The 24,725-nt window shown below is 65.7% G+C and carries 23 protein-coding genes; 13 read left to right on the top strand and 10 right to left on the bottom strand.

What is annotated here, in order from left to right; genetic code table 11:
• Window positions 1-153 precede the first annotated feature (153 nt).
• Window positions 154-618: a DUF3617 domain-containing protein gene (locus tag CBY09_RS00195; protein ID WP_165773851.1), complete on the top strand. Its 465-nt coding sequence runs from the start codon at window positions 154-156 to the stop codon at window positions 616-618.
• A 119-nt stretch (window positions 619-737) separates the two neighbouring features.
• On the opposite strand, the gene CBY09_RS00200 is transcribed toward CBY09_RS00195, so the two are convergent.
• From CBY09_RS00200 to CBY09_RS00215, 4 genes are all read right to left on the bottom strand, one after another.
• Complete coding sequence (locus CBY09_RS00200; protein ID WP_094285376.1) at window positions 738-2,132, bottom strand: alpha/beta fold hydrolase; 1,395 nt, start codon at window positions 2,130-2,132, stop codon at window positions 738-740.
• 78 nt (window positions 2,133-2,210) lie between these two features.
• The gene (locus tag CBY09_RS00205) at window positions 2,211-3,326 is read right to left on the bottom strand and encodes an acyl-CoA dehydrogenase family protein (protein ID WP_094285377.1); all 1,116 of its coding nucleotides are present in this window, start codon (window positions 3,324-3,326) and stop codon (window positions 2,211-2,213) included.
• Between the two features lie 24 nt (window positions 3,327-3,350).
• Complete coding sequence (locus tag CBY09_RS00210; protein WP_094285378.1) at window positions 3,351-4,532, bottom strand: acyl-CoA dehydrogenase family protein; 1,182 nt, start codon at window positions 4,530-4,532, stop codon at window positions 3,351-3,353.
• 46 nt (window positions 4,533-4,578) lie between these two features.
• The gene (locus CBY09_RS00215; protein WP_094285379.1) at window positions 4,579-5,283 is read right to left on the bottom strand and encodes a YceH family protein; all 705 of its coding nucleotides are present in this window, start codon (window positions 5,281-5,283) and stop codon (window positions 4,579-4,581) included.
• 24 nt (window positions 5,284-5,307) lie between these two features.
• On the opposite strand from CBY09_RS00215, the gene purN reads away from it, so the two are divergent.
• Complete coding sequence (gene purN / locus CBY09_RS00220) at window positions 5,308-5,889, top strand: phosphoribosylglycinamide formyltransferase (RefSeq protein WP_094285380.1); 582 nt, start codon at window positions 5,308-5,310, stop codon at window positions 5,887-5,889.
• A 197-nt stretch (window positions 5,890-6,086) separates the two neighbouring features.
• Here purN and xopAW read toward each other — a convergent pair whose 3' ends face one another.
• On the bottom strand, window positions 6,087-7,070 hold the full coding sequence (gene xopAW / locus CBY09_RS00225) for an EF-hand domain-containing protein (protein WP_094285381.1): 984 nt from the start codon (window positions 7,068-7,070) through the stop codon (window positions 6,087-6,089).
• A 251-nt stretch (window positions 7,071-7,321) separates the two neighbouring features.
• Here xopAW and CBY09_RS00230 point away from each other — a divergent pair, with 251 nt between their 5' ends.
• Window positions 7,322-8,050: a response regulator gene (locus tag CBY09_RS00230; RefSeq protein ID WP_094285382.1), complete on the top strand. Its 729-nt coding sequence runs from the start codon at window positions 7,322-7,324 to the stop codon at window positions 8,048-8,050.
• Window positions 8,050-9,183 (top strand): ATP-binding protein, encoded by a 1,134-nt coding sequence (locus tag CBY09_RS00235; protein WP_094285383.1) that lies wholly within the window; start codon window positions 8,050-8,052, stop codon window positions 9,181-9,183. Before CBY09_RS00230 ends, CBY09_RS00235 begins: the two co-directional genes overlap by 1 nt.
• A gap of 12 nt (window positions 9,184-9,195) precedes the next feature.
• Here the strand turns inward: CBY09_RS00235 and CBY09_RS00240 are convergent, their stop codons facing one another.
• Window positions 9,196-9,450 (bottom strand): DUF1653 domain-containing protein, encoded by a 255-nt coding sequence (locus CBY09_RS00240; RefSeq protein WP_094285855.1) that lies wholly within the window; start codon window positions 9,448-9,450, stop codon window positions 9,196-9,198.
• Window positions 9,451-9,520: 70 nt separating this feature from the next.
• Between CBY09_RS00240 and CBY09_RS00245 the strand changes: the two genes are divergently transcribed.
• The 3 genes from CBY09_RS00245 to CBY09_RS00255 all read left to right on the top strand — a co-directional run bounded on the left by CBY09_RS00245 (window position 9,521) and on the right by CBY09_RS00255 (window position 14,221).
• On the top strand, window positions 9,521-11,374 hold the full coding sequence (locus tag CBY09_RS00245) for a M48 family metallopeptidase (RefSeq protein ID WP_094285384.1): 1,854 nt from the start codon (window positions 9,521-9,523) through the stop codon (window positions 11,372-11,374).
• Between the two features lie 177 nt (window positions 11,375-11,551).
• Complete coding sequence (locus CBY09_RS00250; protein ID WP_094285385.1) at window positions 11,552-12,826, top strand: RsmB/NOP family class I SAM-dependent RNA methyltransferase; 1,275 nt, start codon at window positions 11,552-11,554, stop codon at window positions 12,824-12,826.
• A 180-nt stretch (window positions 12,827-13,006) separates the two neighbouring features.
• Window positions 13,007-14,221 carry a DesA family fatty acid desaturase gene (locus tag CBY09_RS00255; RefSeq protein ID WP_094285386.1) on the top strand — a complete coding sequence of 405 codons (1,215 nt, stop codon included), beginning with the start codon at window positions 13,007-13,009 and terminating at the stop codon, window positions 14,219-14,221.
• 67 nt (window positions 14,222-14,288) lie between these two features.
• Here the strand turns inward: CBY09_RS00255 and CBY09_RS00260 are convergent, their stop codons facing one another.
• Window positions 14,289-14,681, bottom strand: coding sequence for a hypothetical protein (locus CBY09_RS00260; RefSeq protein ID WP_094285387.1), 393 nt, complete (start codon window positions 14,679-14,681; stop codon window positions 14,289-14,291).
• A gap of 232 nt (window positions 14,682-14,913) precedes the next feature.
• Here CBY09_RS00260 and CBY09_RS00265 point away from each other — a divergent pair, with 232 nt between their 5' ends.
• Window positions 14,914-16,419 (top strand): aminotransferase-like domain-containing protein, encoded by a 1,506-nt coding sequence (locus CBY09_RS00265; protein ID WP_094285388.1) that lies wholly within the window; start codon window positions 14,914-14,916, stop codon window positions 16,417-16,419.
• Between the two features lie 95 nt (window positions 16,420-16,514).
• Here CBY09_RS00265 and rpmG read toward each other — a convergent pair whose 3' ends face one another.
• The 3 genes from rpmG to trxB all read right to left on the bottom strand — a co-directional run bounded on the left by rpmG (window position 16,515) and on the right by trxB (window position 18,066).
• On the bottom strand, window positions 16,515-16,685 hold the full coding sequence (rpmG, locus tag CBY09_RS00270; protein ID WP_063461314.1) for a 50S ribosomal protein L33: 171 nt from the start codon (window positions 16,683-16,685) through the stop codon (window positions 16,515-16,517).
• 11 nt (window positions 16,686-16,696) lie between these two features.
• Entirely contained in the window at window positions 16,697-16,930 is a 234-nt protein-coding gene (rpmB, locus tag CBY09_RS00275) for a 50S ribosomal protein L28 (protein WP_015013086.1), read from the bottom strand.
• A gap of 182 nt (window positions 16,931-17,112) precedes the next feature.
• On the bottom strand, window positions 17,113-18,066 hold the full coding sequence (gene trxB / locus CBY09_RS00280; protein ID WP_094285389.1) for a thioredoxin-disulfide reductase: 954 nt from the start codon (window positions 18,064-18,066) through the stop codon (window positions 17,113-17,115).
• 188 nt (window positions 18,067-18,254) lie between these two features.
• On the opposite strand from trxB, the gene CBY09_RS00285 reads away from it, so the two are divergent.
• From CBY09_RS00285 to CBY09_RS00305, 5 genes are all read left to right on the top strand, one after another.
• Entirely contained in the window at window positions 18,255-18,932 is a 678-nt protein-coding gene (locus tag CBY09_RS00285; protein ID WP_063461312.1) for a Crp/Fnr family transcriptional regulator, read from the top strand.
• Window positions 18,933-19,002: 70 nt separating this feature from the next.
• Entirely contained in the window at window positions 19,003-21,339 is a 2,337-nt protein-coding gene (locus tag CBY09_RS00290; protein WP_094285390.1) for a DNA translocase FtsK, read from the top strand.
• Window positions 21,340-21,383: 44 nt separating this feature from the next.
• Window positions 21,384-22,016, top strand: a complete 633-nt coding sequence (gene lolA / locus CBY09_RS00295; RefSeq protein ID WP_094285857.1) for an outer membrane lipoprotein periplasmic chaperone LolA — start codon at window positions 21,384-21,386, stop codon at window positions 22,014-22,016.
• Window positions 22,017-22,110: 94 nt separating this feature from the next.
• The gene (locus CBY09_RS00300) at window positions 22,111-23,460 is read left to right on the top strand and encodes a replication-associated recombination protein A (RefSeq protein ID WP_094285391.1); all 1,350 of its coding nucleotides are present in this window, start codon (window positions 22,111-22,113) and stop codon (window positions 23,458-23,460) included.
• Between the two features lie 327 nt (window positions 23,461-23,787).
• Window positions 23,788-24,717 (top strand): branched-chain amino acid ABC transporter permease, encoded by a 930-nt coding sequence (locus CBY09_RS00305; RefSeq protein ID WP_094285392.1) that lies wholly within the window; start codon window positions 23,788-23,790, stop codon window positions 24,715-24,717.
• Window positions 24,718-24,725: the final 8 nt, after the last annotated feature.

Here is a 24,725-nt window from a genome sequence, read left to right on the forward strand (position 1 = left end):
GGCGCCATCTGCCGCCGAGCCCTTTTCTTTTTTGTTTTGAAGGGTAGAGCGATGAATCGAGCGATGCACAGGATTTACGCACCGTGGGTGGCTGGCCTGGGGATTTTGGCGTTTGCAGTAGGGCCTGTGTTTGCCCAGACGCAGTCGCTGCCGGTGAGAAAAGCCGGACTGTGGGAGGTCACGATCCGGGGCGCGGGCGATTCCATGATGCGGCAACAGAAGGTGCAGCAGTGCACCAATGAAGAGGTCGAATCCATCATGCTGCTGTCCGTGGTTCCTGGCCAGGAACACTGCCATGACGTGGCCGTGAAGAAGCCAGGGAAGGGGCATGAAATACGCACCATGTGCTACGTGCACGACAACCGGGTGGAAGCCGCTGTGGAACTGTCGGGAGACTTGCAGGCCGCTTATCGGGGCGTCTTTGAGGTGAAGTACTCCAAGCCGGTGCGCTTCAACCCTGGCCGGACAGAGTTTGAGGGGCGCTGGTTGGGGGCGTGCAAGGCAGGCCAGCGCGCGGGAGACATGTTGCTGCCCAACGGCGCAACGGTGAACGTGGTGGACGACCGCAAACATGCCGAGGCCCACGGGCACCAGGGGCATGAAGGGCACAAACACTGAAGGTGTAGTGCACAAGGGGGTATTGCGCGGGCGCCAGCTTCGTCCTTCGTCCTTTGCCCTCCGCATGAGAGGCAGGCCAAGGCTGCGCGGCAATGCGCAGCCTTCGGCTTTGGTCTGGGCTACTGGCTGATTTCCAGCATCACCAGACGCCCCTGCGAGGCAGGCCAGGTCTGGCCCACCACGCGTTCGCCGATGAACTCGGCTGCAATCGTGCGCTGCCCGCCCGAGGGCTTGACCTTGGCTGTCGCCACGCCCGCGCCAGCGGGCACACCTGCCGGTGCCGCACCATCCAGCAGCATCTTGTCGCGCGCCGGGTCCAGGTAGCCCCGGGGGCGGGTGAGGGTGACGATGGACTCTGCAGCCTTGTCCGCGTCGGCCATGCGTTCTGCGCGCAGGTGGATGAGGTTGCTGCTGCGGGGAAAGCCGCTGCGGTAGATGTGGGTGGTGGCGTAGCCGGGCGCTGAAATCACGAACTCGGTGGGGGTGCCAGGCGGGATGCTCAACGGCCCCCACACGCCATCGGCCCCCACGGTCTTGCGCAGCAGTGGCGGGCCACTGCGGGCGCCGGTGGCGGCGTCGGTGGCATAGACCTCCAGCTGGGCGCCTGCCAGTGGCAGGTTGTTGCTGAAGTTGCCGGTCTTCGCGTCGGCCGGGTCTACACCGAGGCCGGTGACCTTGCCATTCAGCACCACCTGCTTTTCTGCCGCGATGGTGGTGGCCTGCGGAGCCTTGCCGGTGATGAAGCGGTAGGTGGCTTCAAACGCGGCGGGCGAGTACGAGGTCTCGCGGTGGTCGATGCGCGGGATCACCACATTGGTGGCGCCTTTGAGCTCGGGCCCTGCGGCGGTCACGTTGGTGGTGGTGCCCTTCTGGCCGATCCACAGACCATCGGGCTGGGCGAACTTGTCGTTGTTGTCCGAGCGGATGGTCATCCATTTCACGGGGCCGCTCACCTCGTCGCCTGCCGCATTTTTGGGCGCATTCAGTGCTTTGAGAAAAGGGCCCGTGCCCGAGAACTCGTTGCCTTCGCGGAACCCCGGAATTGCCCACACGCCGTGGTTGGGTGTGCCGCCCAGGATGGCGTGGCTCACGGTTTTTTCACCCCCGCCGTTGTAGATGTAGTTGCGGATGGCGTTGCCGCCGCGCGAATTGCCCACCAGCACGACCTGGCGGGCGCCGGTGGTTTTGAGCACCTGGTTCACTTCGGCCTGGAGGTAGGCCATGTGCTCTGCGGCTGATGTGCGGCCTGGCTGGGGCTTGGCATCTTCATCGCGCGCGAGTGGGTAGGGCAGGTCGATGGCGTGCAGGCGCTCGCGCGGCCAGCCGTTGGATTCGAAGCGCCACACGGTGGTCTGCCACAGCGCAGCGGTGTCGCCATTGCCGTGCACAAAAACGATGGGCGGGGCCTCGGCCAGGCCGGGGCTCTGGGTGGCACAACCAGCCAGGGCCAGAGTGGCTGCCGCAGCAGCAGTGGCGAGGAGGAGGGATCGGCGTTGCAGCCACAGCGTGTTCATCGGAAGGTCTCCTGAAAGAAAAAATGCCCGTGAGCCGTTCAGCCCACGAGCATTGCACAAGTGCGTGACAGCTCCGGTTTATGCAAAAACGCCAGCGGTGTCCTGCATGTGGGCCGACACCTCGCCCAGGTGGTGCAGGGTGTCGCCAAAGGTCATTTCCAGCTGCGTGAGCTTCTTGAAATAGTGGCTGCCGATGTACTCATCGGTCACGCCGATGCCGCCGTGCAATTGCACCGATTGCTGGCCCACAAAGCGCATCGATTGGCCCAGCTGCACCTTGGCGCGGGCCATGGCAGCGCGGCGTTCGGCCGCAGGGGCGCCGAGCTTGAGGCTGGCGTAGTAGCTCATCGAGCGGGCCAGTTCCAGCTGCATCTTCATGTCGGCCACACGGTGGCGCAGCGCCTGGAAGCTGGCGATGAACACGCCGAACTGCTTGCGCTGGTTCATGTATTCGACGGTGAGCGCCACGGTCTTGTCCATCACGCCCACGGCCTCGGCGCAGGTGGCGGCAATGCCGGTGTCCACGGCCAGCTCCAGCGCGGCCAGGCCGTCGGTGGTGATGAGCGTGGCGGGGGCGTTGGCCAGTTGCACTTCGGCGGCGCGGCTGCCGTCTTGCGTGACGTAGCCGCGCGTGGTGACGCCAGCGGCCGAGCGTTCCACGAGGAAGAGGGCGATTTTTCCGTCCAGCTGCGCAGGCACGATGAAGGCATCGGCCTGGTCGCCAGCGGTTACTATGCTTTTTGTAGCTGTTACGGTATATCCAGCGGGCGCAGAGGCCGCTTTTGCCTCACAAACATCCAGGCGGTAGCGTGCCTTGCGCTCCTGGTAGGCCAGCACCACCAGGGCTTCACCGCTGGCCACGCGGGGCAGCCAGGCGCCTTGCACGTCGGCGGGTGCGTAGTGCGACAGCACGCTGCTGGCGATGAAGGCCTGGGCGATGGGCTCCAGCACCATGCCACGGCCCAGTTCCTCGGCCACCACCATGGCGTCGATCGCGCCCTGGCCCATGCCGTCGTGGGCTTCGGGCACGGTCAGCGCGGTCAGGCCCAGCTCGGCCAGCTCGCCCCAGGCGGCGCGGTCGAAGCCGCCTGCGGCCACGGTGGCGCGGCGGCGCTCGAAGCTGTAGCCCTTGTCCACCCACTTGCGCACGGCGTCGCGCAGTTGTTCCTGGTCGTCAGAAAAATCGAAATCCATGTTCTTGTCTCCTGGAACTTGGGGTCAGCCGAGGACGGTCTGAGCCACGATGTTGCGTTGGACCTCGTTCGAGCCGCCGTAGATGGTGGTCTTGCGCAGGTTGAAGTAGGTGGATGCCAGCGGCGCGTTGGCGGTCACGCCGCCGGGGAAGTTGCCTTGCCAGCCAGCTTCCATGGCTTCTTCGATGAAAGGCAGGCTGAACGGGCCGGCGGCCAGCATCATCAGCTCGGCGTAGCGCTGCTGGATCTCGCTGCCCTTGATCTTGAGCAGGCCTGCGATGTCGAGCGAGTTCTTGCCGCTCTTCTCGGCCGACAGCACGCGCAGCACCAGCATTTCCAGCGCCACGATGTCCACTTCGAGCAGGGCGATCTGGTCACGGAAGCGCTGGTCGTCCCACACACCTTCGGTCTTGGCAATGCGCTTCAAGCGCTCCAGTTCGCGCTTGCTGCGGTTCACGTCGGCGATGTTGGTGCGCTCGTGGCTCAGCAGGTGCTTGGCGTAGGTCCAGCCCTTGTTCTCTTCACCGATCAGGTTCTCTGCGGGCACTTCGACGTTGTCGAAGAACACCTCATTGACTTCGCACTCGCCATCCAGCAGCTTGATGGGGCGCACGGTGACGCCCTTGGACTTCATGTCCAGCAGCAGGAAGGAGATGCCGGTCTGCGGCTTGCCTTCGTTGCTGGTGCGCACCAGGTTGAACATCCAGTCGCCGTGCTGGCCCAGCGTGGTCCAGGTTTTCTGGCCGTTGACGATGTACTTGTCGCCCACACGCTCGGCGCGGGTCTTGACGCTGGCCAGGTCCGAGCCCGAACCGGGTTCGCTGTAGCCCTGGCTCCACCAGACTTCGCCGCTGGCGATGCCGGGCAAAAAGCGCTTTTGCTGCTCGGCATTGCCAAACGCCATGATCACCGGGGCCACCATCACGGGGCCGAAGGGCACGATGCGGGGCGCGCCAGCCAGCGCGCACTCTTCTTCAAACAGGTGCTTTTGCACGGCCGTCCAGCCGGGGCCACCAAATTCCTTGGGCCAGCCAAAACCGAGCCAGCCTTTTTTGCCCAGGATCTTGGCCCAGCCCTGCATGTCTGCACGGGTCAGGCGCAGGGCGTTGTGCACTTTGTGCGAGATTTCCTTTGGCAGGTTGGCGTGAACCCATGCGCGAACTTCGTCGCGAAAGGCCTGTTCTTCGGGGGTGAATGCGAGATCCATGCGGCTTGTCTCCTGAGAAGTCCTGTTTGTAGCACGGTCGTTCGTTTTATTCCTGTCCGGGTGGCGACATCGGCGCGGCGTCTGCGGCCATGCCCAGCTCTGCGCACAGCCGTTGCACGGTGGCGCGCAGGCTGGCCACCTCGGCCTCCAGCGCGTCCACGCGGGCCTGCAGGGCGGGGGATGGCCCCGCTGCGCCGGTGCCTGGCTGGGGGGCATGGCTGCTGCTGGTGTCCACCGGCCCGCACATCAGGTGCGCCCAGCGCTGCTCGCGCGCGCCGGGTGCGCGGGGCAGCTGCACCACCAGCGGGCCGCCTTTTTCGGCGCTGCGTTCCTGCAACTCGTCCAGAAACGCCTCGACCGAGGAAATGTCGGCAAACCGGTACCAGCGCTCGGCGTTGATGCGCAGCTCGCCCGCCGTCTGCGGGCCGCGCAGCATCAGCAGGCCCAGCAGCACGGCCGATTGTTCGGGCACGCCCACGCCACGCTGAAAGTTGTGCTCCCAGCGCGTGGTGCGGTTGCCGCTGCTCTCAAACGCCAGGGTCAGCAGCTTGAGCGAATCCAGCGCCTCCTGCGCCTCGGCATCGCTCAGGTTCATCACCGGGTCGCGGCTGGTTTTCTGGTTGCAGCCGGTGACCAGGCCGTTGAGCGACATGGGGTAGCTGTCGGGCACGGTGCGCGCCTTCTCCATCAGGGTGGCGAGCACGCGGGCTTCGTGGGGGGTGAGGGGGCGGGTCGCAGGATCAAAAGGCATGGCTGGGATAATCCGGGGCAATTTATGAAGAACATCGTCATTCTGATCTCTGGCGGCGGCTCCAACATGGCCACCATCGTCCGGACTGCGCAGCAGGAGCACTGGGAGCAGCGCTACGGCGCCCGCGTGGCGGCCGTCATCAGCAACAAACCGGATGCTGCAGGGCTTGCTTTTGCGCGGGAGCAGGGCATTGCGACGGAGGCGCTGGACCACAAGGCCTTTGCCAGCCGCGAGGCGTTTGATGCCGAACTGGCCGCCACCATCGACCGCCACCAGCCCGCGCTGGTGGTGCTGGCCGGATTCATGCGCATCCTGACGCCCGGGTTTGTGGCGCACTACGCGGGGCGGCTCATCAATATCCACCCCTCGCTGCTGCCTGCCTTTACCGGGCTGCACACGCACCAGCGCGCGATTGATGCAGGCTGCAAGTTTGCGGGCGTGACCGTGCACCAGGTGACGGCCGAACTGGACGTGGGCCCCATCCTGGACCAGGCGGTGGTGCCGGTGCTGCCTGGCGATACGGCCGAGACGCTGGCGGCGCGGGTGCTGACCCAGGAGCATGTGATCTACCCCCGCGCCGTGCGGGCGCTGGTGCAGGCGCTGTAGTGCCCTTGTGATGTCAATGCTATAAAAACAATAGCTTTAAAGGCAATATGGCCGCGCGCAGAGGCCTGCTTTTTGCCTGAAACCCACTGGCGCGCGCAGCTCGTCAACTGACGGGCGAATCGCACTGCGCGTGCCAAGGGGCTGGAAGGGGCTCCGTCCGCCCCCTTCCAGGGGCTGCGCGTGTCTCCCCGGCTGCGTCAGGCCGCCGCGCTCAGGCTGCTGGTGCTGGACGATGCGGCGCTCCAGCCATTGGCGGCCAGCGCGTACTGCTGCCGCGCAAAGTCGGCCAGCCGCGCCAGGTCGGTGCGGCCGCCGGATTCGCTGCCGGTGGTCGCTGACTGGGCCTGGCGGGTCAGCTGGTCGATGAAGGCCTGGGACTCGCTGGTGCTGATGCTGGCGTCGCCATCGGTGTCGATGGCGTTGAACAGCGCGGTGATTGCGTCCTGCGCCACGCTGCTGGTGCTGCCTGCCAAGCGCTCGGCGGCCGAGACCGTGCCGTCCTCGTTGGTGTCCAGCGGGTCGTAGCTGGCGGCCGAATTGCTGCCCCCAGCACCACCCGGCCCCCCGGGAGGCGGCGGCATGCCGCCCATGGCCTGCATGCCTCCTGCTTCTCCCCCCACGCCCGAAGGGCGGCCCGCGTCGAATTCGGCTTCGCTCAGGCTGCCGTCGCCATCCGCGTCCAGCTGGCTGAAGATTTCGTCGCTGCTCACGCCCGTCTTGCCGACCGTGCCGCCGGACATGGCCTCCAGCAGGGCCTGCAGCTCGGTTTGGCTCACGCTGCCATCGCCGTCGCTGTCCACCTTGCCAAACAGGTCGTCACCTGCCTCGCCGGTGGCGGCCGCGCTGGTGCTGCTGTCCCCGCTGCGCGACTGGGCAAACGCCATGGTCGAGGGGGGCGGGGGCAGCACGTTTTGCATCGTCTTGCCCAGCTCGTCGGCATTGAGGCTGCCATCGCCGTTGGCGTCGTACTGCTTGACCAGGTCGGCCGCGCTGGCCTGGCTGCTCATGCCGGTCTTTTTGGCCACATCGTCCAGCAGGCCCTGGAGTTCGGTATCGCTCACGCCGCCGCTGCCGTCGGCATCGATTTTGGACAGCAGCCGCTCTGGCGAGGGCGGCGGGCGCGATGCCCGCTGCACGCTGGCACTGGACCAGGCACTGCTGACGCTACTGATGGTCGTCATCGTTGTTCCTTTCTTCCAAAGGTGGGTCGGTGCCTGGTCCCCCACAGCGGAAGCCCTCAGCCATGGCCCGCGTCCATTCTTGGGCGGGCATGTCTCCGGGGTTTGTCTGCTTTGTACCAAGGCCGGTACAAAGGGCGCCTGCAAGCTCCGAACAGGGGGGCAAATGCCCGCCAGATTGCCCCGAGGGCGCGGGGGCGGCTGCCTAAACTTGGGACGATCTTTTGGAGGCGTTTTTGCGCCTGTGCCCGCCCATGCAACACATCCTGGTGGTGGACGACGATGTCGAGATCACCACATTGCTCACCGAATACCTCGCCCGCTTTGGCTATGCCGCCCACGCAGCGGGTGATGCGCTGTCGATGCGGGCCCAGATGGCCGCGCACCCCATCGGCCTGGTGGTGCTGGACGTGATGCTGCCCGGCACCGACGGCATCACCCTGGCGCGGGAGCTGCGCGAGCGCTCCCGGGTGCCGATCATCATGCTCACCGCCCGCGCCAACCCCTATGACTGTGTGCTGGGCCTGGAAATGGGGGCCGACGACTACATGGGCAAACCCTTCGAGCCGCGCGAGCTGGTGGCCCGCATCCAGACCGTGCTGCGCCGCGTCGCGGGCGACACGGCCCCGGCCCGGCAGGGGCCGGACGAGGTGGTGCGTTTTGACGGCTGGACGCTGCACAGCATCGAGCGGCACCTGGTGTCCCCCCAGGGCGTAGTGGTGCCGCTGTCCAACGCCGAATTCCGCCTGCTCTGCACCTTTTTGCGCATGCCACGCCGCGTCTTCAGCCGCGACCAGCTCATGGAGCAGGCCCGGGGCCGGGCCATGGATGCGTTCGAGCGCAGCATCGACCTGCTGGTCTCGCGCCTGCGCAGCAAGCTGTCGGACGACCCGCGTTCGCCCTCGATGATCCGCACCGTGCGTGGCGCGGGCTATCTGTTCAACGTGCAGTCGCTGCAGGGGCAGGTGGGGTGGCCCCACTGATGGCCTCATGGATGGCGGCACGCGGGCGCGCTGCGCTGCAGCGCTGGTTGCCAAACACCTTGTTTGGGCGGCTCGCGCTGCTGCTCATCGTGGCGGTGATCGCGAGCCATGTGCTGGCGCTCACGCTCATGTTTGAACTGCGCCCAGCGCACCCCGAACGCCCGCCGGGCCCGCCGGGCCCGCCACCGCATTGGGGTGTGGCCGAGGGACGCCCCCTGCCACCCCCGGGCCAGCCGCCCCATGGCGAACGGCCCGATTTCTGGAATGCGCCGCTGTCGCTGCAGATGGGCCTGCTGCTCGACATCGGCGTGCGCCTGGCCGCGCTGGTGGCCGTGGCCTGGTGGGCGGCACGCTGGCTGTCGCGCCCCATGCACCGGCTGGCCACGGCCGCGCAGCAGCTGGGCCGCGACATCAACCGCCCCCCGCTGCCCGAGGACGGCACGCTGGAGTGCCGCGACGCCAGCCGGGTGTTCAACCAGATGCAGGCGCGCATCCGCCAGCAACTGGCCGAGCGCGACCGGTTTGTGGCGGCGGTGTCGCACGACCTGCGCACACCGCTGACCCGGCTGCGCCTGCGCACTGAAAGCCTGGGCGATGCCCGTGCGCAGCAGCTGTTTCGCCGCGACATTGCCGAGATGGACGCCATGATCACCTCCACGCTGGACTACCTGCGCGGCGTGGCGGGCGCCGAGGCCTGGGCGCTGCTGGATGTGCGGGCGCTGGCCGACAGCCTGGCCGACGACCAGCTGGCCCTGGGCCACCGGGTCTCGGTGGCCGGGCAGGCGGCCCCGCTGCGTGCACAGGCCGTGGCGCTGCGGCGCTGCCTGGACAACCTGGTGGGCAACGCGATCCGCTACGGCGGCAGTGCGGAGATCACGCTGCACGATGCGGCCGACTCGCTGACCGTCGAGGTGCGCGACCATGGCCCCGGTTTGCCGCCGGAGGAACTGGAGCGCGTCATGGAGCCGTTCTACCGCGTCGAGGCCTCGCGCAACCGCCAGAGCGGCGGAGCGGGGCTGGGGCTCACCATTGCCAGCGATATTGCGCGCCGCCATGGCGGGCAGCTGGTGTTGCGCAATGCCGCAGGTGGCGGGCTGGTGGCGGCGGCCACCTTTCCGCGCAAGGCGGCTTGAAGAGGGCTGGTCTCAGCCCGCTTCGGCGGCGTCGTCGCATTTCTCAAAACGGGGCCGCAGCACGCCATCGATGAGCACCTGCTCTTCAAACATGGCGGCGGGGCGCACCCACAGGCCGCGCTGGCCATACAGCGCGCGGTACAGCGTCATGGGCTCCAGCGTCTCGCTGTGGCGCACGGTGTCGATCACCTCGTAAAGCATGCCCTTGTAGTGGCGGTACAGCCCCGGGGGCGTGCGGATCAGTGCGGGCAGGTCGTCGTCGGTCATGGTGGTGGGGCGGGGGCTCAAGTGGTTAGGATGGCGGCTGATAAAAATCAAGCAAGAGTGAGGGACGTCCGTGGATCAGGCAGATTTTGTGCATCTGGTGCGCATGAGCGAGCATGCCAGTGCCGACAACAGCCGAGCGTACCGCCGCAGTGTGGCGGCGTTTGCGGCGCTGGGCTACGCATGGGTGCTGGGGTGCCTGGCGCTGGCCGTGGGTATCTTGATGTGGGTGGTGCCGCAGCTGCTGCACGGCCGCTTTCGTTTGGCGTTGGTGTGGGCGCTGCTGGGGGCGGGCGGGCTGCTCTGGGTCAGCCTGCGGGCCCTGTGGGTGCGGTTTGACGAGCCTGCCGGGGTGGAGATCACGGCGCTGGACGCTCCTGACCTGTTCGAGGCTCTGGCGCGCATCCGCCGCAAGATCAAGGGGCCGCCCATCCACAAGGTCACGCTCACCGACGAATTCAACGCCAGCATCCAGCAACTGCCGCGTTTTGGCCTGCTGGGCGGCGCCGTCAACCACCTGAGCATCGGCCTGCCCCTGTTGATGGCGCTGGACCGGCCGCGTTTCCTGGCCGTGCTGGCCCATGAATATGGGCACCTGCGCGGCGACCACGGCCGGTTTGCCGCCTGGATCTACCGCACGCGCCTGTCGTGGATGCGCCTGAACCACAGCCTGGCCGACGACGAAGGCCCGGTGGCGGCTGCCACCCAGGCCTTCATGCGCTGGTACTTTCCGCGCTTTTCTGCCAAGACCTTTGCGCTGGCCCGCCAGGACGAATACGAGGCCGACCGCATTGCGGGCAAGCTGCTGGGCCGCGATGTGACAGCCGCTGCGCTGGCCGAGATCGAGATCCGGGGCGCCTGGCTGCAGGCGGAGTTCTGGGGCAACCACTGGTGTGTGGCGGCCGACAACCCGGTGCCGGTGGGCCCCTACCGCAGCATGCGCCGCCAGCTGGCCAAGGCCCCCGACGCCGTGTTTGCCAACGATGCTTTGCGCCAGGCCCTCAAGCGCCTGAGCAGCGTGGATGACACCCACCCCGGCCTGCGCGACCGCATCGAGGCGCTGGATGCGACGCCCACCGTGCCGGACTGGTCGCGCGGCAATGCCCTGGCCCTGCTGGGCCCCGACGCCAAACGCTGGGTGACGCATTTCGACAAGCAATGGTGCCGTGACAACGCCACCGAGTGGAAGCAACACCACGCCTGGCTGGGCCGCGTGCGTGCCCGTGCCGAGGCACTGGGTGCCTCCACGGCGCAAAGCAGTGCCGCTGATCTGGTGGAGCTGGCGCGCCTGAAGCGCCACCTGGACCCGCATGCTGATGTGCGTGCTCTGTACGAACTGGCGCTGGAGCGCAGCACCGATTACCCGGCCGCGCTGCGCGGGCTGGTGCCTTGCCTGCCCGAAGGCGACCGCGAAGCCAAGCTGCAGCTGTTGAACCGGGTGTGGGAAGCCGGCAGCAGTGACCGCTACTGGGCCGCACGCACGGCGCTGGCCGAGCTGGAAACCCCACGCCTGGGGCTGGACCACGACGCCGCCGCCTTCAAGCAGTGGCGCAAGCGCCTGGAACGCGCCCAGGAGTCGGAAGAGCGTGCCTGGGAGGAGCTGTCGGGCACCTCGTTCTTCAGCCAGACCACGCGCAATGACCTGAGTTCTTTCGAGCTGGCCGAACTGCAGTCGGAGCTGGCCCGCTGCGCCCCCCTGGCCCGCTGCTGGCTGGTGCGCAAGAACCTGCGCGAACACCCACAGCGCAGGGCCTACCTGGTGTTTGTGGAACTACCGGGCATGGACGACGAAAGCCGCTACCACTTGTGCCGTGCGCTGGAACGCAACCTGAGCCTGCCCGGCCCCGCTCTGGTGCTGTGGGCAGGCGAATCGCCGACACTGCAGGAGATCCAGCGCTCGGCGTTCGAGCCCATCTATACGCGGTGAGGGGGCTCAGATCCGTGCGGTTGGGCGGATTCAACCCCACGATGCTGGTCTTTGCCACTGGGGCGACCCAGGCCAGTGCCCCCGCGCAAGGGCCGCCCCGCCGCGCTGGGGGCGTCCCCCTCCGGGGGAAGGCGCCGAAGGCGACTCAGGGGGGCTTCAGGGTGGGACAATCGGGGGATGCATCCCAAAGTTCTTCTCGACGCCTGCGCCGAACTGGTCAGGCTCACCCTCACGTTTGAACACCCCGCCGATGCGGTGGTGTCGCGTTTTTTCCGTGACAACCGGGGCCTGGGGCCCCGCGAGCGCGCAACGCTGGCCGAAACGGTCTACACCGTGCTGCGCAAGAAGCTGCTGTTTGACCACATGGCGCCTTCGGGCTCGGGCCCCAAGGAGCGGCGCCTGGCCATCCTGGGCTTTCATGGGCCGCGCGATTTCCTCAAGGCAGCGCTGACCGAGCAGGAGAAGAACTGGCTGGACCAGTGCGATGCCGTGACGGTGGACGACCTGATGGAGCGCCACCGCCACAACCTGCCCGAATGGCTGGTCAAGCCCCTCAAGGACCAGCTGGGCGCTGGCTTTTGGCCCTTGGTGGGTAGCCTGGCCCAGAGCGCGCCGCTGGACCTGCGCGTCAATGCGCTCAAGGACAAGCGCGCCGATGTGCAAAAAGAGCTGGCCAAGGCCGGCATCAAGGCCCAGCCCACGCCGTATTCGCCCTGGGGCCTGCGCATTGACGACAAGCCCGCATTGACCAAGCTGGATGCGTTCACGCGCGGGGCCATCGAGGTGCAGGACGAAGGTTCGCAGCTGCTGGCCCTGCTGCTTGATGCCAAACGGGGCGAGATGGTGGTGGATTTTTGCGCTGGTGCAGGTGGCAAGACGCTGGCCATTGGCGCTAGCATGCGCAATACGGGGCGGCTGTATGCCTTTGATGTGTCGGGCCACCGGCTGGACGCGCTCAAGCCCCGCTTGGCGCGCAGTGGCCTCTCGAACGTGCACCCGGCTGCGATCGCGCACGAGCGCGATGAGCGCGTCAAGCGCCTGGCCGGCAAGATCGACCGCGTGCTGGTGGATGCGCCGTGCTCCGGCCTGGGCACGCTGCGCCGCAACCCCGACCTCAAATGGCGCCAAACCCCCAAGGCGGTGGAGGAGCTGACCGCCAAGCAGACCTCGATACTGGCCAGCGCGGCGCGCCTGCTCAAGCCGGGCGGGCGGCTGGTGTATGCCACCTGCAGCATCCTGCCCGAGGAGAACGAGGCGATCGCCGAAGCCTTCAGCGCCGCGCACCGGGATTTTGAGCTGCTCGATGCGGGTGAGCTGCTGGCGCAGCTCAAGGTTGAAGGTGCCCAGGGGCTGTGCAGTGGAGGCGCATCCGGCAGTGGTTATCTGCGCCTGTGGCCCCATTTGCACCAGACCGACGGTTTCTTCGCAGCCGTCTGGACCCGCAAGCGCTGAGGGATGCATTGCCTGCACCAACTTGGGGATATGACCAGTTGGCGACAGATGCGCTGAGAATGCCCTCTAAATCAGCGTAAATCCTATGGATGTCCCCGGTTTTTCAAAGGGGTGTCACTTTAAAATGGGCGACCTGCTTCGCTGGTGAGCGGGCTCTTTGTAGTAAGGCTTTTGTTGAATATGCTGTTACCCGATTGGGCTGTGCTGAACGCTGCCATTGACTGGCTGGGCCATGGGTTGTGGAACCTGGCCTGGTGGCAAATCGTGCTGTACACCCTGGCGACGACCCACATCACCATTGCGGCGGTCACGATTTTTCTGCACCGCGCTCAGGCGCACCGCGCGCTCGACCTGCACGCCATTCCTTCGCACTTCTTCCGCTTCTGGCTGTGGATCGGCACGGGCATGGTCACCAAGGAATGGGTGGCCATCCACCGCAAGCACCACGCCAAGTGCGAAACCGTGGACGACCCCCACAGCCCGCAGACGCGTGGCCTGGATACCGTGATGTGGCGTGGTGCCGAGCTGTACCGTGCCGAGTCCAAGAACATGGAAACCATCAAGAAGTTCGGTCATGGCACACCGGATGACTGGATGGAGCGCAATGTGTACACCCGCTTCGGCTGGCAGGGCGTGGGCCTGATGCTGGTGCTCGATCTGGCCCTGTTCGGCGCCATCGGCGCCGCTGTGTGGGCGGTGCAGATGCTCTGGATTCCATTCTGGGCAGCCGGTGTGGTCAACGGTGTGGGCCACTACTGGGGCTACCGCAACTTCGAGGCGCAGGACGCCAGCACCAACCTCTCGCCCTGGGGCGTCATCATTGGCGGTGAAGAACTGCACAACAACCACCACACCTACCCCACGTCGGCCAAGTTCTCGGTCAAGCCCTATGAGTTCGACATTGGCTGGGTCTACATCAGCCTGATGAAAAAGGTGGGTTGGGCCACGGTCAAGAAGGTGCCGCCCAAGCTGCAGCTGGGTGATGTGAAAGCCGTGGCCGATGAGAAAACCCTGGAGGCCTTGATCGCCAACCGCTATGAGGTCATGGCCGGTTATGCCCGAGGGGTACGCCAGGCGTGCAAGGAAGAGATTGCTGCGCTCAAGGCGCGCCAGGCGGATGTCTCGGTGCTGAAGGCTGCCAAGCGCTGGCTGCCCCGCGATGCCGAAAAAATCCCGGCCATCGCGCTGCCACAACTGGCCCAGGCCCGCGCGGCGCACCCTGCGCTCGACAAGATGGTGACCATGCGCGAAGAACTGCGCCAGCTGTGGCTGAACACCTCGCAATCGCGTGAGCAGCTCACGGCCGACCTGCAGGCCTGGTGCCGCCGGGCGGAAGAAAGCGGGATTTCCGCACTGCGCGAGTTCTCGCTGCGGCTGCGGGCGGCGCAGGCCTGAAGCGGTTTGCCCTGACCACACAAAGGCCTTGCCGCTTGGCAAGGCCTTTTCATTTTTGGGTTCTTGTTTACCGCGCAGCGTGCAAGGCGCCGCCATGGCCTGAGCCCTTGGCGGCTTTCCGAGGGCTTTGGAGGGTGGTGCGCAGGCCGCGCCAGATCTGCTGCCATAGCCCTGGCGCAGGTGCGGCTTCCGTGAGCTGGATTTCGGCGGGGTGTTGCCGGGGGTTGTGCAGCCGAAGCCAGACGGCTTGCGCCTGCCCGTTCCACGGCAGATGCTGCCCGGCCTCCAGCCAGGTGGGAGGTGGTGTCTGCAATCCTTGTCCGCAGGCTTGAGGGGGCCAGTGGACAGCCACATCACCCCGCGTGGTGCGCAGTGTGCTGCCAGGGGCCAGGCAAATCCAGAGCCCCTGGCCGGGGGTGAGATGCTGGGTGAAGGGGGGCGTGCTGGTGTGCAGGGACATGGTGCAGGGGCTCCGGGTGAACAAAGGAAAGGCTGCAGTGAGGGCCTTAGCGTAGGAAAAGCCGCTTCGGTTCAACAGGTACACGCACCGGCGCAGAAGGGTAGAACAGTGTTGATTTCTTGAATGCTGTTATGGTCCTTGATCCCCTTTCCTGTATCTGTACCCGCCAGCGGTGTTCAGGCACGATGCACGGACCCGCTGCCGAGCCCGTCCCACGGCAGCGCACCACGCCATGTCACATTCCTCCGAGCCCCGGGAAGTCCCGATCTACCGCCAGCTGGCGGCCTTGTACGAGCAGGCGATCGCTGCAGGCAGCCTCACGCCCGGCATGCGCATGCCTTCGGTGCGCGAGCTGTGCCAGCGGCACCAGGTGAGCCTGACGACGGCGCTCCAGGTGCTGCGCCGGCTTGAATCCCAGGGGTGTGTGGAGGCCCGGGAACGGGTGGGTTACTTTGTGCGGGAGCTGGGTGGTGTGGCGCTGCCCGGGGCGCGCGAGCCCGATCTGCATGAGCCCCTGGCCCAGGACCCGCGCGTCTTCGCAGGTATCAACGAGCGTATTTCGGGATTTCTGGAGAAGGCGCGTCGCGCTGGCCCTTTGCCGCTGGACCTGGGCAGCGCCATGCCCGCGCCCAGTCTGTTCGATGCTGCCGCGCTCAACCGGCTGGCCCATGGCCTGTTGCGGGAGCAGCCCGATATCCTGGTGTATGGCCCCTCGGCGCCGACCACGCACCCGGAGTTCCAGCAGGCCATGGCGCGCCATGCGCTCACCTTTGGCGTGTGCGTGGCGCCTGCCGACATTGGTGCGACGCACGGCAACTCTGAAGCTGTGAACCTCGCACTGGATGCGGTGGCCGAGCCGGGCGATGTGATTGCCGTGGAATCGCCCACGTTTTTTGGCATCCTGCAGGCCATCGAGGTGCGGGGGCTGCGCGCGCTGGAGATTCCGAGCAGTCCACACACCGGCATGTCGCTGGAGGCGCTGGAGCTGGCCGCGCGCAATGAGCCCCGGCTCAAGGGCGTGGTGGTGGTGCCCCACCTGCAGATGCCCCTGGGTAGCGTCATGCCCGACGCCCACAAGGAACGCCTGGTGGCCCTGTGTGTGGAGCATGGGCTGGCGCTCATCGAGGACGATATCTACCGGGAGTTTGTGGAGTCTCCCCGCGTGCTGCGCCCCGCCAAGGCCTGGGACCGCCCGGGCGATGCGGGCCAGGTGATTTACTGTGCATCGCTCAGCAAGAGCTTTGCGCCTGGCCTGCGCCAGGGTTGGATGAGTGCCGGCCGCTGGCAGGCGCGGGTGCAGATGATCAAGTTCGCGCGCACGCGCAACATGCAGACCTGGTCGCAGTTGCTGGCCGCGCGCAGCGTGGATTCCCCAGCCTACGAGCGCCACATGCGCCGCATGCGGGCGCAACTGCGCATCCAGCGCGAACAGGCGGCGCGGGCCGTGGCGCGCTACTTCCCCGCGGGCACGCGCCTGAGCTTGCCGCCGGGTGGGTTGAGCCTGTGGCTGGAGCTGCCTGTCGGCATTTCCTCGACACGCTTGTACGACGAAGCGTTGGAGAACGGCATCCGTGTGGCCCCGGGCCCCATGTTCTCCAACACGGGGCGGTATGAGCATTTTCTGCGGCTGAGCTGCGGCATGCCGTTCACCGCCGAGGTGGAGGCGGGCTACCGCACCCTGGGTGGCTTGCTGGCTGCCCAGATGGCGGAGCTGCCTGTGCCGCGCAAGGTGGCCTGAGGCCGCTGAGGTCGTCCGCCTTTTGGCGGTCCGTTGTGCCGCAGGCATAAAAAAACCGCCCTGGAAGGGCGGTTTTTTCGGGGAGCGGTGCCGAATTACTTCAGCTTGGCTTCCTTGTACTCGACGTGTTTGCGAGCCTTGGGGTCGAACTTCATGATCGACATCTTTTCAGGCATCGTCTTCTTGTTCTTGGTGGTGGTGTAGAAGTGACCGGTGTCCGCCGAGGACACCAGCTTGATCTTGTCGCGTCCGCCTTTGCTTGCCATGGTGCTACTCCTTAAGCCTGGCCACGGGCACGCAGGTCTGCGAGCACCGAGTCGATACCGTTCTTGTCGATCAAACGCAGGGCAGCGCTCGAAACACGCAGGCGAACCCAGCGGTTTTCGCTCTCGACCCAGAAACGGCGGTATTGCAGGTTCGGCAGGAACCGGCGCTTGGTTTTGTTATTGGCGTGGGAAACATTGTTCCCGGTCATGGGCTTCTTGCCCGTTACGTCGCAGACGCGTGCCATGAGGACACTCCGATACTTTTAACGGCCGTTTGCTGGGCCCCGGGATCAATTTCCCGGGTTGGCTTGCGGCCTCACCTCGCCAGAAAGGGTGGCGGTAACCCGATTTGCTTGGTTTCAGGTGCCGCAAAAAACGGGCCGAATTCAGCAAAGCCGCAGATTATAGCCTGTTGCCCAGTTTTTGATCAAGCTTCTTGTTCGAGGAAGCGCTGCGCGTCCAGCGCGGCCATGCAGCCCGTGCCTGCGCTGGTGATGGCCTGGCGGTACACATGATCCTGCACATCGCCAGCGGCAAACACGCCGGGCACGCTGGTCTGGGTGGCAAAACCCTTGAGTCCGCCCTGGGTGATGATGTAGCCGTTCTCCATCTCCAGCTGGCCCTGGAAGATCTCGGTGTTGGGGGCATGGCCGATGGCGATGAAGCAGCCTTGCAGCTTGATGTCTTCCGTGCTGCCATCCTTGGTGCTCTTGATGCGGATACCGGTCACCCCAGTGTTGTCGCCCAGCACTTCGTCCAGCGTGTTGAACAGCTTGAGCTCGATCTTGCCCGCAGCGACCTTCTCATGCAGCTTGTCCACCAGGATGGGCTCGGCCTTGAACTTGTCGCGGCGGTGCACCAGCGTGACCTTGCGGGCAATGTTCGACAGGTAAAGAGCTTCTTCCACGGCGGTGTTGCCGCCGCCGACCACGCACACGTCCTGCTCGCGATAGAAGAAACCGTCGCAGGTGGCGCAGCCCGACACGCCCTTGCCCATGAAAGCCTCTTCCGAAGGCAGGCCCAGGTATTTGGCCGATGCGCCCGTTGCCAGGATCAGCGCGTCACAGGTGTAGGTGCCGCTGTCGCCGGTGAGGGTAAAGGGGCGCTTGCTGAAATCGACCTTGTTGATGTGGTCGAAGACGATTTGCGTCTTGAAGCGCTCGGCGTGCTCCAGAAAGCGCTGCATGAGGTCGGGGCCCTGCACGCCGTGCACGTCGGCAGGCCAGTTGTCCACCTCGGTCGTGGTCATCAGCTGGCCGCCCTGGGCCATGCCGGTGATGAGCACCGGGTTCAGGTTGGCGCGGGCGGCATAGACGGCCGCTGTGTAGCCCGCAGGGCCCGAGCCGAGAATCAGAACTTTCGCGTGTTGGGTGGTGGACATGGTAAAAGCCTGTGTTTTGCGCCCGCTACACGGGGCGCTGTTGGAAAAGCTGGGGGTTGAGCCGCCGAGTATCAACCGGCGGATGCGGCTGCACGCAGCCCGTTTTTCAATCACGGCGATTGTAAGAAGCGATTGATAACCCGTTGCGGCGCCGGTTGAGCCGCACCCCTGAAAGGAGAGATGTCTGCATGTCCACGATGTTGTCCAACCTGGACCTGCTGCGCCGGGTGCCCTTGTTCTCGCTGCTGACGGTGGCGCAGGCCGAGGTGATCAGCGGCGCGGTGATCAAGCGCCGTTTCAAGCGTGGCGAGGCCCTGGTGGAACAGGGGCAGAAATCCAATGCCCTGTTCATCCTGCTCACGGGCCGGGCCCGGGTGATGACCTCGGACAGCCGGGGGCGCGAAGTGATCCTGGCGACCCTGGCGCAGGGCGACTACCTGGGCGAGATGAGCATCATCGACAACGAACCCCACTCGGCCACGGTGCGGGCCGAGGTGCAGACCGACGTGCTGATGCTGGGCCGCACCGAGTTCGCCCGTTGCCTGACCGAGAACGCCTCCATGTCGCTGGTGGTGATGCGTGGTCTGGTCAAGCGCCTGCGCCATGCCGATCGCAAGATTGAGTCACTGGCGTTACTGGATGTGTACGGCCGTGTGGCCCATGCCCTGCTGGACTTTGCCGTGCCCGATGCCCAGGGCCAGCAGGTGATCAAGGACAAGATATCGCGCCAGGACCTGGCCAAGATGGTGGGCGCCTCGCGCGAGATGGTCAGCCGCGTGATGAAGGACCTGGAAGAGCGGGGCTTCATCGAAGTGCTCCCGAGCGGCGCCACGCTGCTGCGGGACCGGCTGAACGCGCTGGGCTGACGTTTACCGCCCTGCGGCGGGGCAAGCCCACGGTCCTGGGATGCTTGGGGTAAGCTCGCCCGGCACGCTTATGACCTATTCCCTCAATACCTTGAATGCATCGGCGGCGGCCAAGTCGCCGCCCCGCACGGGCGCGGCCCGTTTTGGCCATGAGATTGGCCTGCTGGTGGGCCTGCTGGCCCTGGTTTTCTGGCTGCTGGCGCTGGTCAGCTATTCGGCCCAGGACGCGGCCTGGTCCACCTCGGGCGCGCGGGATGCGCGCGCGGTGGCCAATTGGGCGGGTCGGCTGGGGGCCTGGCTGGCTGACGGCAGTTATTTTGCGATGGGCTTTTCGGTGTGGCTGTGTGTGGCGGCGGGTGTGCGCGCCTGGTTGTCTTCGCTGGCGCGCTGGATGCGCGGGGGCGAAGCAGTGGCCGGGGCGGCCAGCCCGCTGGTGCGCCGGGCCACGTTCTGGCTGGGCCTGGTGGTGTTGATGTGTGCCAGCACGGCCCTGGAGTGGTCGCGGCTGTACCGTTTTGAATCTCTCCTGCCGGGCCATGCCGGTGGTGTGCTGGGGTACCTCACGGGGCCCGCCAGCGTGAAATGGCTGGGTTTCACCGGCTCGGGGCTGCTGGCCATTGTGCTGGCCGTGCTGGGCGCGGCGCTGGTGTTCCGCTTTTCGTGGGGCCATGTGGCGGAGTTTCTGGGGGCGCGCATCGATGCGCTGGTGCAATCTCGCCTGGCAAAACGCGAGGTGGCCAAGGATGTGGCCGTGGGCCGCAAGGCCGCGCGCGAGCGCGAAGTGGTGGTGCAGGAAGAGCGCACCGAGAGCGAGGTGCACCACCCCGAACCCATTCAGATCATCGAACCCGTGTTGGTGGAGGTGCCCCAAAGCACGCGTGTGGTGAAAGAGCGGCAAAAGCCCCTGTTCACCGAGATGCCTGACAGCAAGCTGCCCCTGGTGGACCTGCTCGATGGCCCGCAGCAGCGCCAGGAAACCGTGGCGCCCGAGACGCTGGAGATGACCAGCCGCCTCATCGAGAAAAAACTCAAGGACTTTGGCGTGGAAGTGCGCGTGGTCGCGGCCATGCCCGGCCCGGTGATCACGCGGTACGAGATCGAGCCCGCCACCGGCGTGAAGGGCTCGCAGATCGTGGGCCTGGCCAAGGACCTGGCGCGCTCGCTCAGCCTGGTGTCCATCCGCGTGGTGGAGACCATCCCCGGCAAGAACTACATGGCGCTGGAGCTGCCCAATGCCAAGCGCCAGTCCATTCGCCTGTCTGAGATCCTCGGCTCGCAGGTCTACCACGAGGCCAAGAGCATGCTCACCATGGGCCTGGGCAAGGACATCGTGGGCAACCCGGTGGTGGCCGACCTCGCCAAGATGCCGCATGTGCTGGTGGCGGGTACCACGGGCTCGGGCAAGTCGGTGGGCATCAACGCGATGATCCTGTCGCTCCTGTACAAGGCCGAGGCGCGCGATGTGCGCCTGTTGATGATCGACCCCAAGATGCTGGAAATGTCGGTGTACGAAGGCATTCCGCACCTGCTGGCGCCCGTGGTCACCGACATGAAGCAGGCGGCGCATGGTCTGAACTGGTGTGTGGCCGAGATGGAGCGCCGCTACAAGCTCATGTCCAAGCTGGGTGTGCGCAACCTCGCGGGCTACAACACCAAGATCGACGAAGCCAAGGCCAAGGAGGAGTTCATCTACAACCCCTTCAGCCTCACACCCGAAGAGCCCGAGCCGCTGCAGCGCCTGCCGCACATCGTGGTCATCATCGACGAGCTGGCCGACCTGATGATGGTGGTGGGCAAGAAGATCGAAGAACTCATCGCCCGCCTGGCGCAGAAGGCGCGCGCTGCGGGTATCCACCTGATTCTGGCCACGCAGCGCCCCAGCGTGGACGTGATCACCGGCCTGATCAAGGCCAACATTCCCACCCGCATCGCGTTCTCGGTGGGCTCCAAGATCGACAGCCGCACCATCCTCGACCAGATGGGCGCCGAAGCCCTGCTGGGCATGGGCGACATGCTCTACATGGCCAGCGGCACCGGCCTGCCGATCCGGGTGCATGGCGCCTTTGTGTCGGACGAAGAAGTGCACCGTGTCGTCAGCTACCTCAAGGAACAAGGGGAGCCGGACTACATCGAGGGTGTGCTCGAAGGCGGAACTGTGGATGGCGACGGCGATCTGTCAGGGGACGGCGGCGGTGGCGAAGGGGGCGAGAAGGACCCCATGTACGACCAGGCCGTCGAAGTGGTGCTCAAGGACCGCAAGGCGAGCATCTCGTACGTGCAGCGCAAGCTGCGCATTGGCTACAACCGCTCGGCGCGGCTGCTGGAAGACATGGAGAAAGCTGGCTTGGTCAGCGGCCTCACCGCCAGCGGCCAGCGCGAAGTGCTGGTGCCTAACCGCAGCGAATGATGGACCGGGCTGCGCGCCCGGCCCGCACCCCACAGGAGTTTCTGTTGAAAAAGATCGCCACTGCAATTTTGATAGCTGCTGCGGCAAGCGCAGCAAGCGCTGATGGCCTGAAAAGCCTGGAGTCCTTCATGAAAGGCACCCAGACGGGCAAGGCGGATTTCACCCAGACCGTGACATCGCCCCCGAAGGAGGGTCAGACCGCGCGCACCAAACAGTCGAGTGGCAGTTTCGAGTTCCAGCGCCCGGGGCGCTTCAAGTTCGTTTACAAGAAACCTTTCGAGCAGACCATCGTGGCCGATGGGCAAACGCTGTGGCTGTACGACGTGGACCTGAACCAGGTCACGCAGCGCTCGCAGTCGCAGGCGCTGGGCAGCACGCCCGCTGCGCTGCTGGCGTCGGCGCCCGATCTGTCGGCGCTCAAGGCCGAATTCACGCTGGAGGCCGCCCCCGATGCCGATGGCCTGCAGTGGGTGTTGGCCAGCCCCAAGGCCAAGGACGGCCAGCTCAAGAGCGTGCGCGTGGGTTTTGCGGGCGAACAGCTGGCGGCGCTCGACATCCTGGACAGCTTTGGCCAGCGCTCGCTGATCCGCTTTACCGGCATGCAGGCCAATGCAGCGCTGCCCGCCAGCAGCTTCCAGTTCAAGCCGCCTGCCGGGGCGGATGTGGTGAAGCAGTGATTTGCTATAGATAATATAGCTTCCAGCGCATGCTGGTCAGGCGCAAAGAGCACTTTTGCTCGATAAGCGTGATGTAGACAGGACCGACTCCACCATGGCCACACGCAGTGCCTCCACCTCCCCAGCGGCGCAGGCCTCCACCCACCAGCCCTTGGCCGAGCGCCTGCGGCCCCGCACGTTGGGCGAGGTGATTGGCCAGCAGCATGTGCTGGGTCCGGGCATGCCGCTCAGGCTCGCGTTTGAATCAGGTCGCCCGCACAGCTGCATCCTGTGGGGCCCGCCGGGCGTGGGCAAGACCACCATTGCACGGCTCATGGCCGATGCCTTTGATGCCCAGTTCATCAGCATCAGCGCCGTGCTGGGCGGGGTCAAGGACATCCGCGAGGCCGTGGAGCAGGCCCAGGCCGCGCGCGACGGGCTGATGCAGCAGCGCACGATCGTGTTTGTGGACGAGGTGCACCGCTTCAACAAAAGCCAGCAGGACGCCTTTCTGCCCCATGTCGAGTCGGGCCTGTTTACCTTCATCGGTGCCACGACCGAGAACCCTTCGTTTGAGGTCAACTCCGCGCTGCTGTCGCGTGCGGCGGTCTATGTGTTGCAGCCCTTGTCCGAAGAGGATTTGAAGCAAATTGTGGCCCTTGCGCGCGATGAACAAGCCTTTCCAGCTATTGAAAGCGTAGCAATTGACCGCCTGGTGGCCTATGCCGACGGCGATGCGCGCCGCCTGCTCAACACACTGGAAACGCTGGCCATGGCGGCCGCGCAGGAAAGGCTTGCCGAGATCACCGACGTGTGGCTCCTCAAGGTGCTGGGCGAGCGCATGCGCCGTTATGACAAGGGCGGCGAGCAGTTCTACGACACCATCAGCGTGCTGCACAAGTCCGTGCGCGGCTCCGACCCCGATGCCGCGCTGTACTGGCTGGTGCGCATGCTGGACGGCGGTGCCGACCCGCGCTACATGGCCCGCCGCCTGGTGCGCATGGCCAGCGAGGACATTGGCCTGGCCGACCCGCGCGCCCTGCGCCTGGCGCTGGACGCGAGCGAGGTCTACGAGCGCCTGGGCAGCCCCGAGGGCGAGCTGGCGCTGGCCGAGTGTGTGGTGTACCTGGCCGTGGCGCCCAAATCCAACGCGGTCTACAAGGCCTACAACGCGGCGCGCGCGTGGGTGAAGCAGGACGGCACCCGGCCCGTGCCCATGCACCTGCGCAACGCACCAACACAGCTCATGAAGCAGCTCGACTACGGCAAGGGCTACCGCTACGCGCACGACGAGGAGGGTGGCTTTGCCGCGGGCGAAAACTACCTGCCCGAGGGCATGCCGGAGCCCGGTTTCTACCAGCCGGTGGAGCGTGGGCTCGAAATCAAGATTGCACAGAAATTGCGTGAACTGCGTGCGCGCAACGCGTCGGCAGGCGCGGGTACAGACCCCGGCGAAGGCGAATAAAGCAGGGGTTCAGAGAGAGCGTCTTGTGATCCCATTTGCCGCGTTATGCTGATTCTGCATACTGTAGGTAATAAGTTTGCACATCAATGATCCTGCGTGGATCATTTTTCCTTATACAGTGCGTGGCGCGCTGATGGGACGAAAACCCGAGGGAAAACCCCGCCCGGCGCGGATGGGGACGGAGAGGACTACTCGCTACAATCCCGTCCACAAACCCGCACAGTAGTACTCCTGGCGGGTTTTTTGCTAGATGGCAGTCGGGCCCACAAGGCTGTACCGATTCCGGTGCCTGAGCGGTGGGTGCGTCACAAACGAAGGACTTCTCTTATGGACATTTTGCTGCAACAGATCATCAACGGTCTGGTACTCGGCAGCATGTACGCCTTGATAGCCTTGGGCTACACCATGGTGTACGGCATTATTCAACTCATCAATTTTGCCCACGGCGAGGTGCTCATGATCGGCGCCCTGACCAGCTGGAGCTGTATTGGAATGATGCAGGCCGCCATGCCGGGCGCGCCGGGCTGGATGATCCTGCTGCTGGCCACCATCATTGCGTGTGTGGTCGCTGCCACCTTGAACTTCACGATCGAGAAAATTGCCTATAAGCCGCTGCGCAACAGCCCGCGGCTGGCGCCCCTGATCACCGCCATCGGCATGTCGATCCTGCTGCAGACGCTGGCGATGATCATCTGGAAGCCCAACTACAAGCCGTATCCCACGCTGCTGCCCAGCTCGCCTTTCCAGATCGGTGGCGCTTTCATCACCCCCACGCAGATCCTGATCCTGGGTGTGACGGCCGTGGCCCTGGCCTCGCTGGTCTATCTGGTCAACCACACCAACCTCGGCCGTGCCATGCGCGCCACCGCAGAGAACCCCCGCGTGGCGTCCCTCATGGGTGTGAAGCCCGACATGGTGATCTCGGCCACCTTCATCATCGGCGCCGTCCTGGCGGCCATCGCCGGCATGATGTACGCGTCCAACTACGGCACGGCGCAGCACACCATGGGCTTCCTGCCGGGCCTCAAGGCCTTCACGGCGGCCGTGTTCGGCGGCATCGGCAACCTGGCCGGCGCGGTGGTGGGCGGCATTTTGCTGGGCCTCATCGAAGCCATCGGCTCTGGCTACATCGGCACGCTCACGGGCGGCCTGCTGGGCAGTCACTACACCGACATCTTTGCGTTCATCGTGCTCATCATCATCCTGACGCTGCGCCCCTCGGGCCTGCTGGGTGAGCGTGTGGCGGATCGCGCCTGAGGAGCCTC

The organism is Acidovorax kalamii, from assembly GCF_002245625.1.
GTDB classification, from domain to species: Bacteria; Pseudomonadota; Gammaproteobacteria; order Burkholderiales; family Burkholderiaceae_C; genus Acidovorax; species Acidovorax kalamii.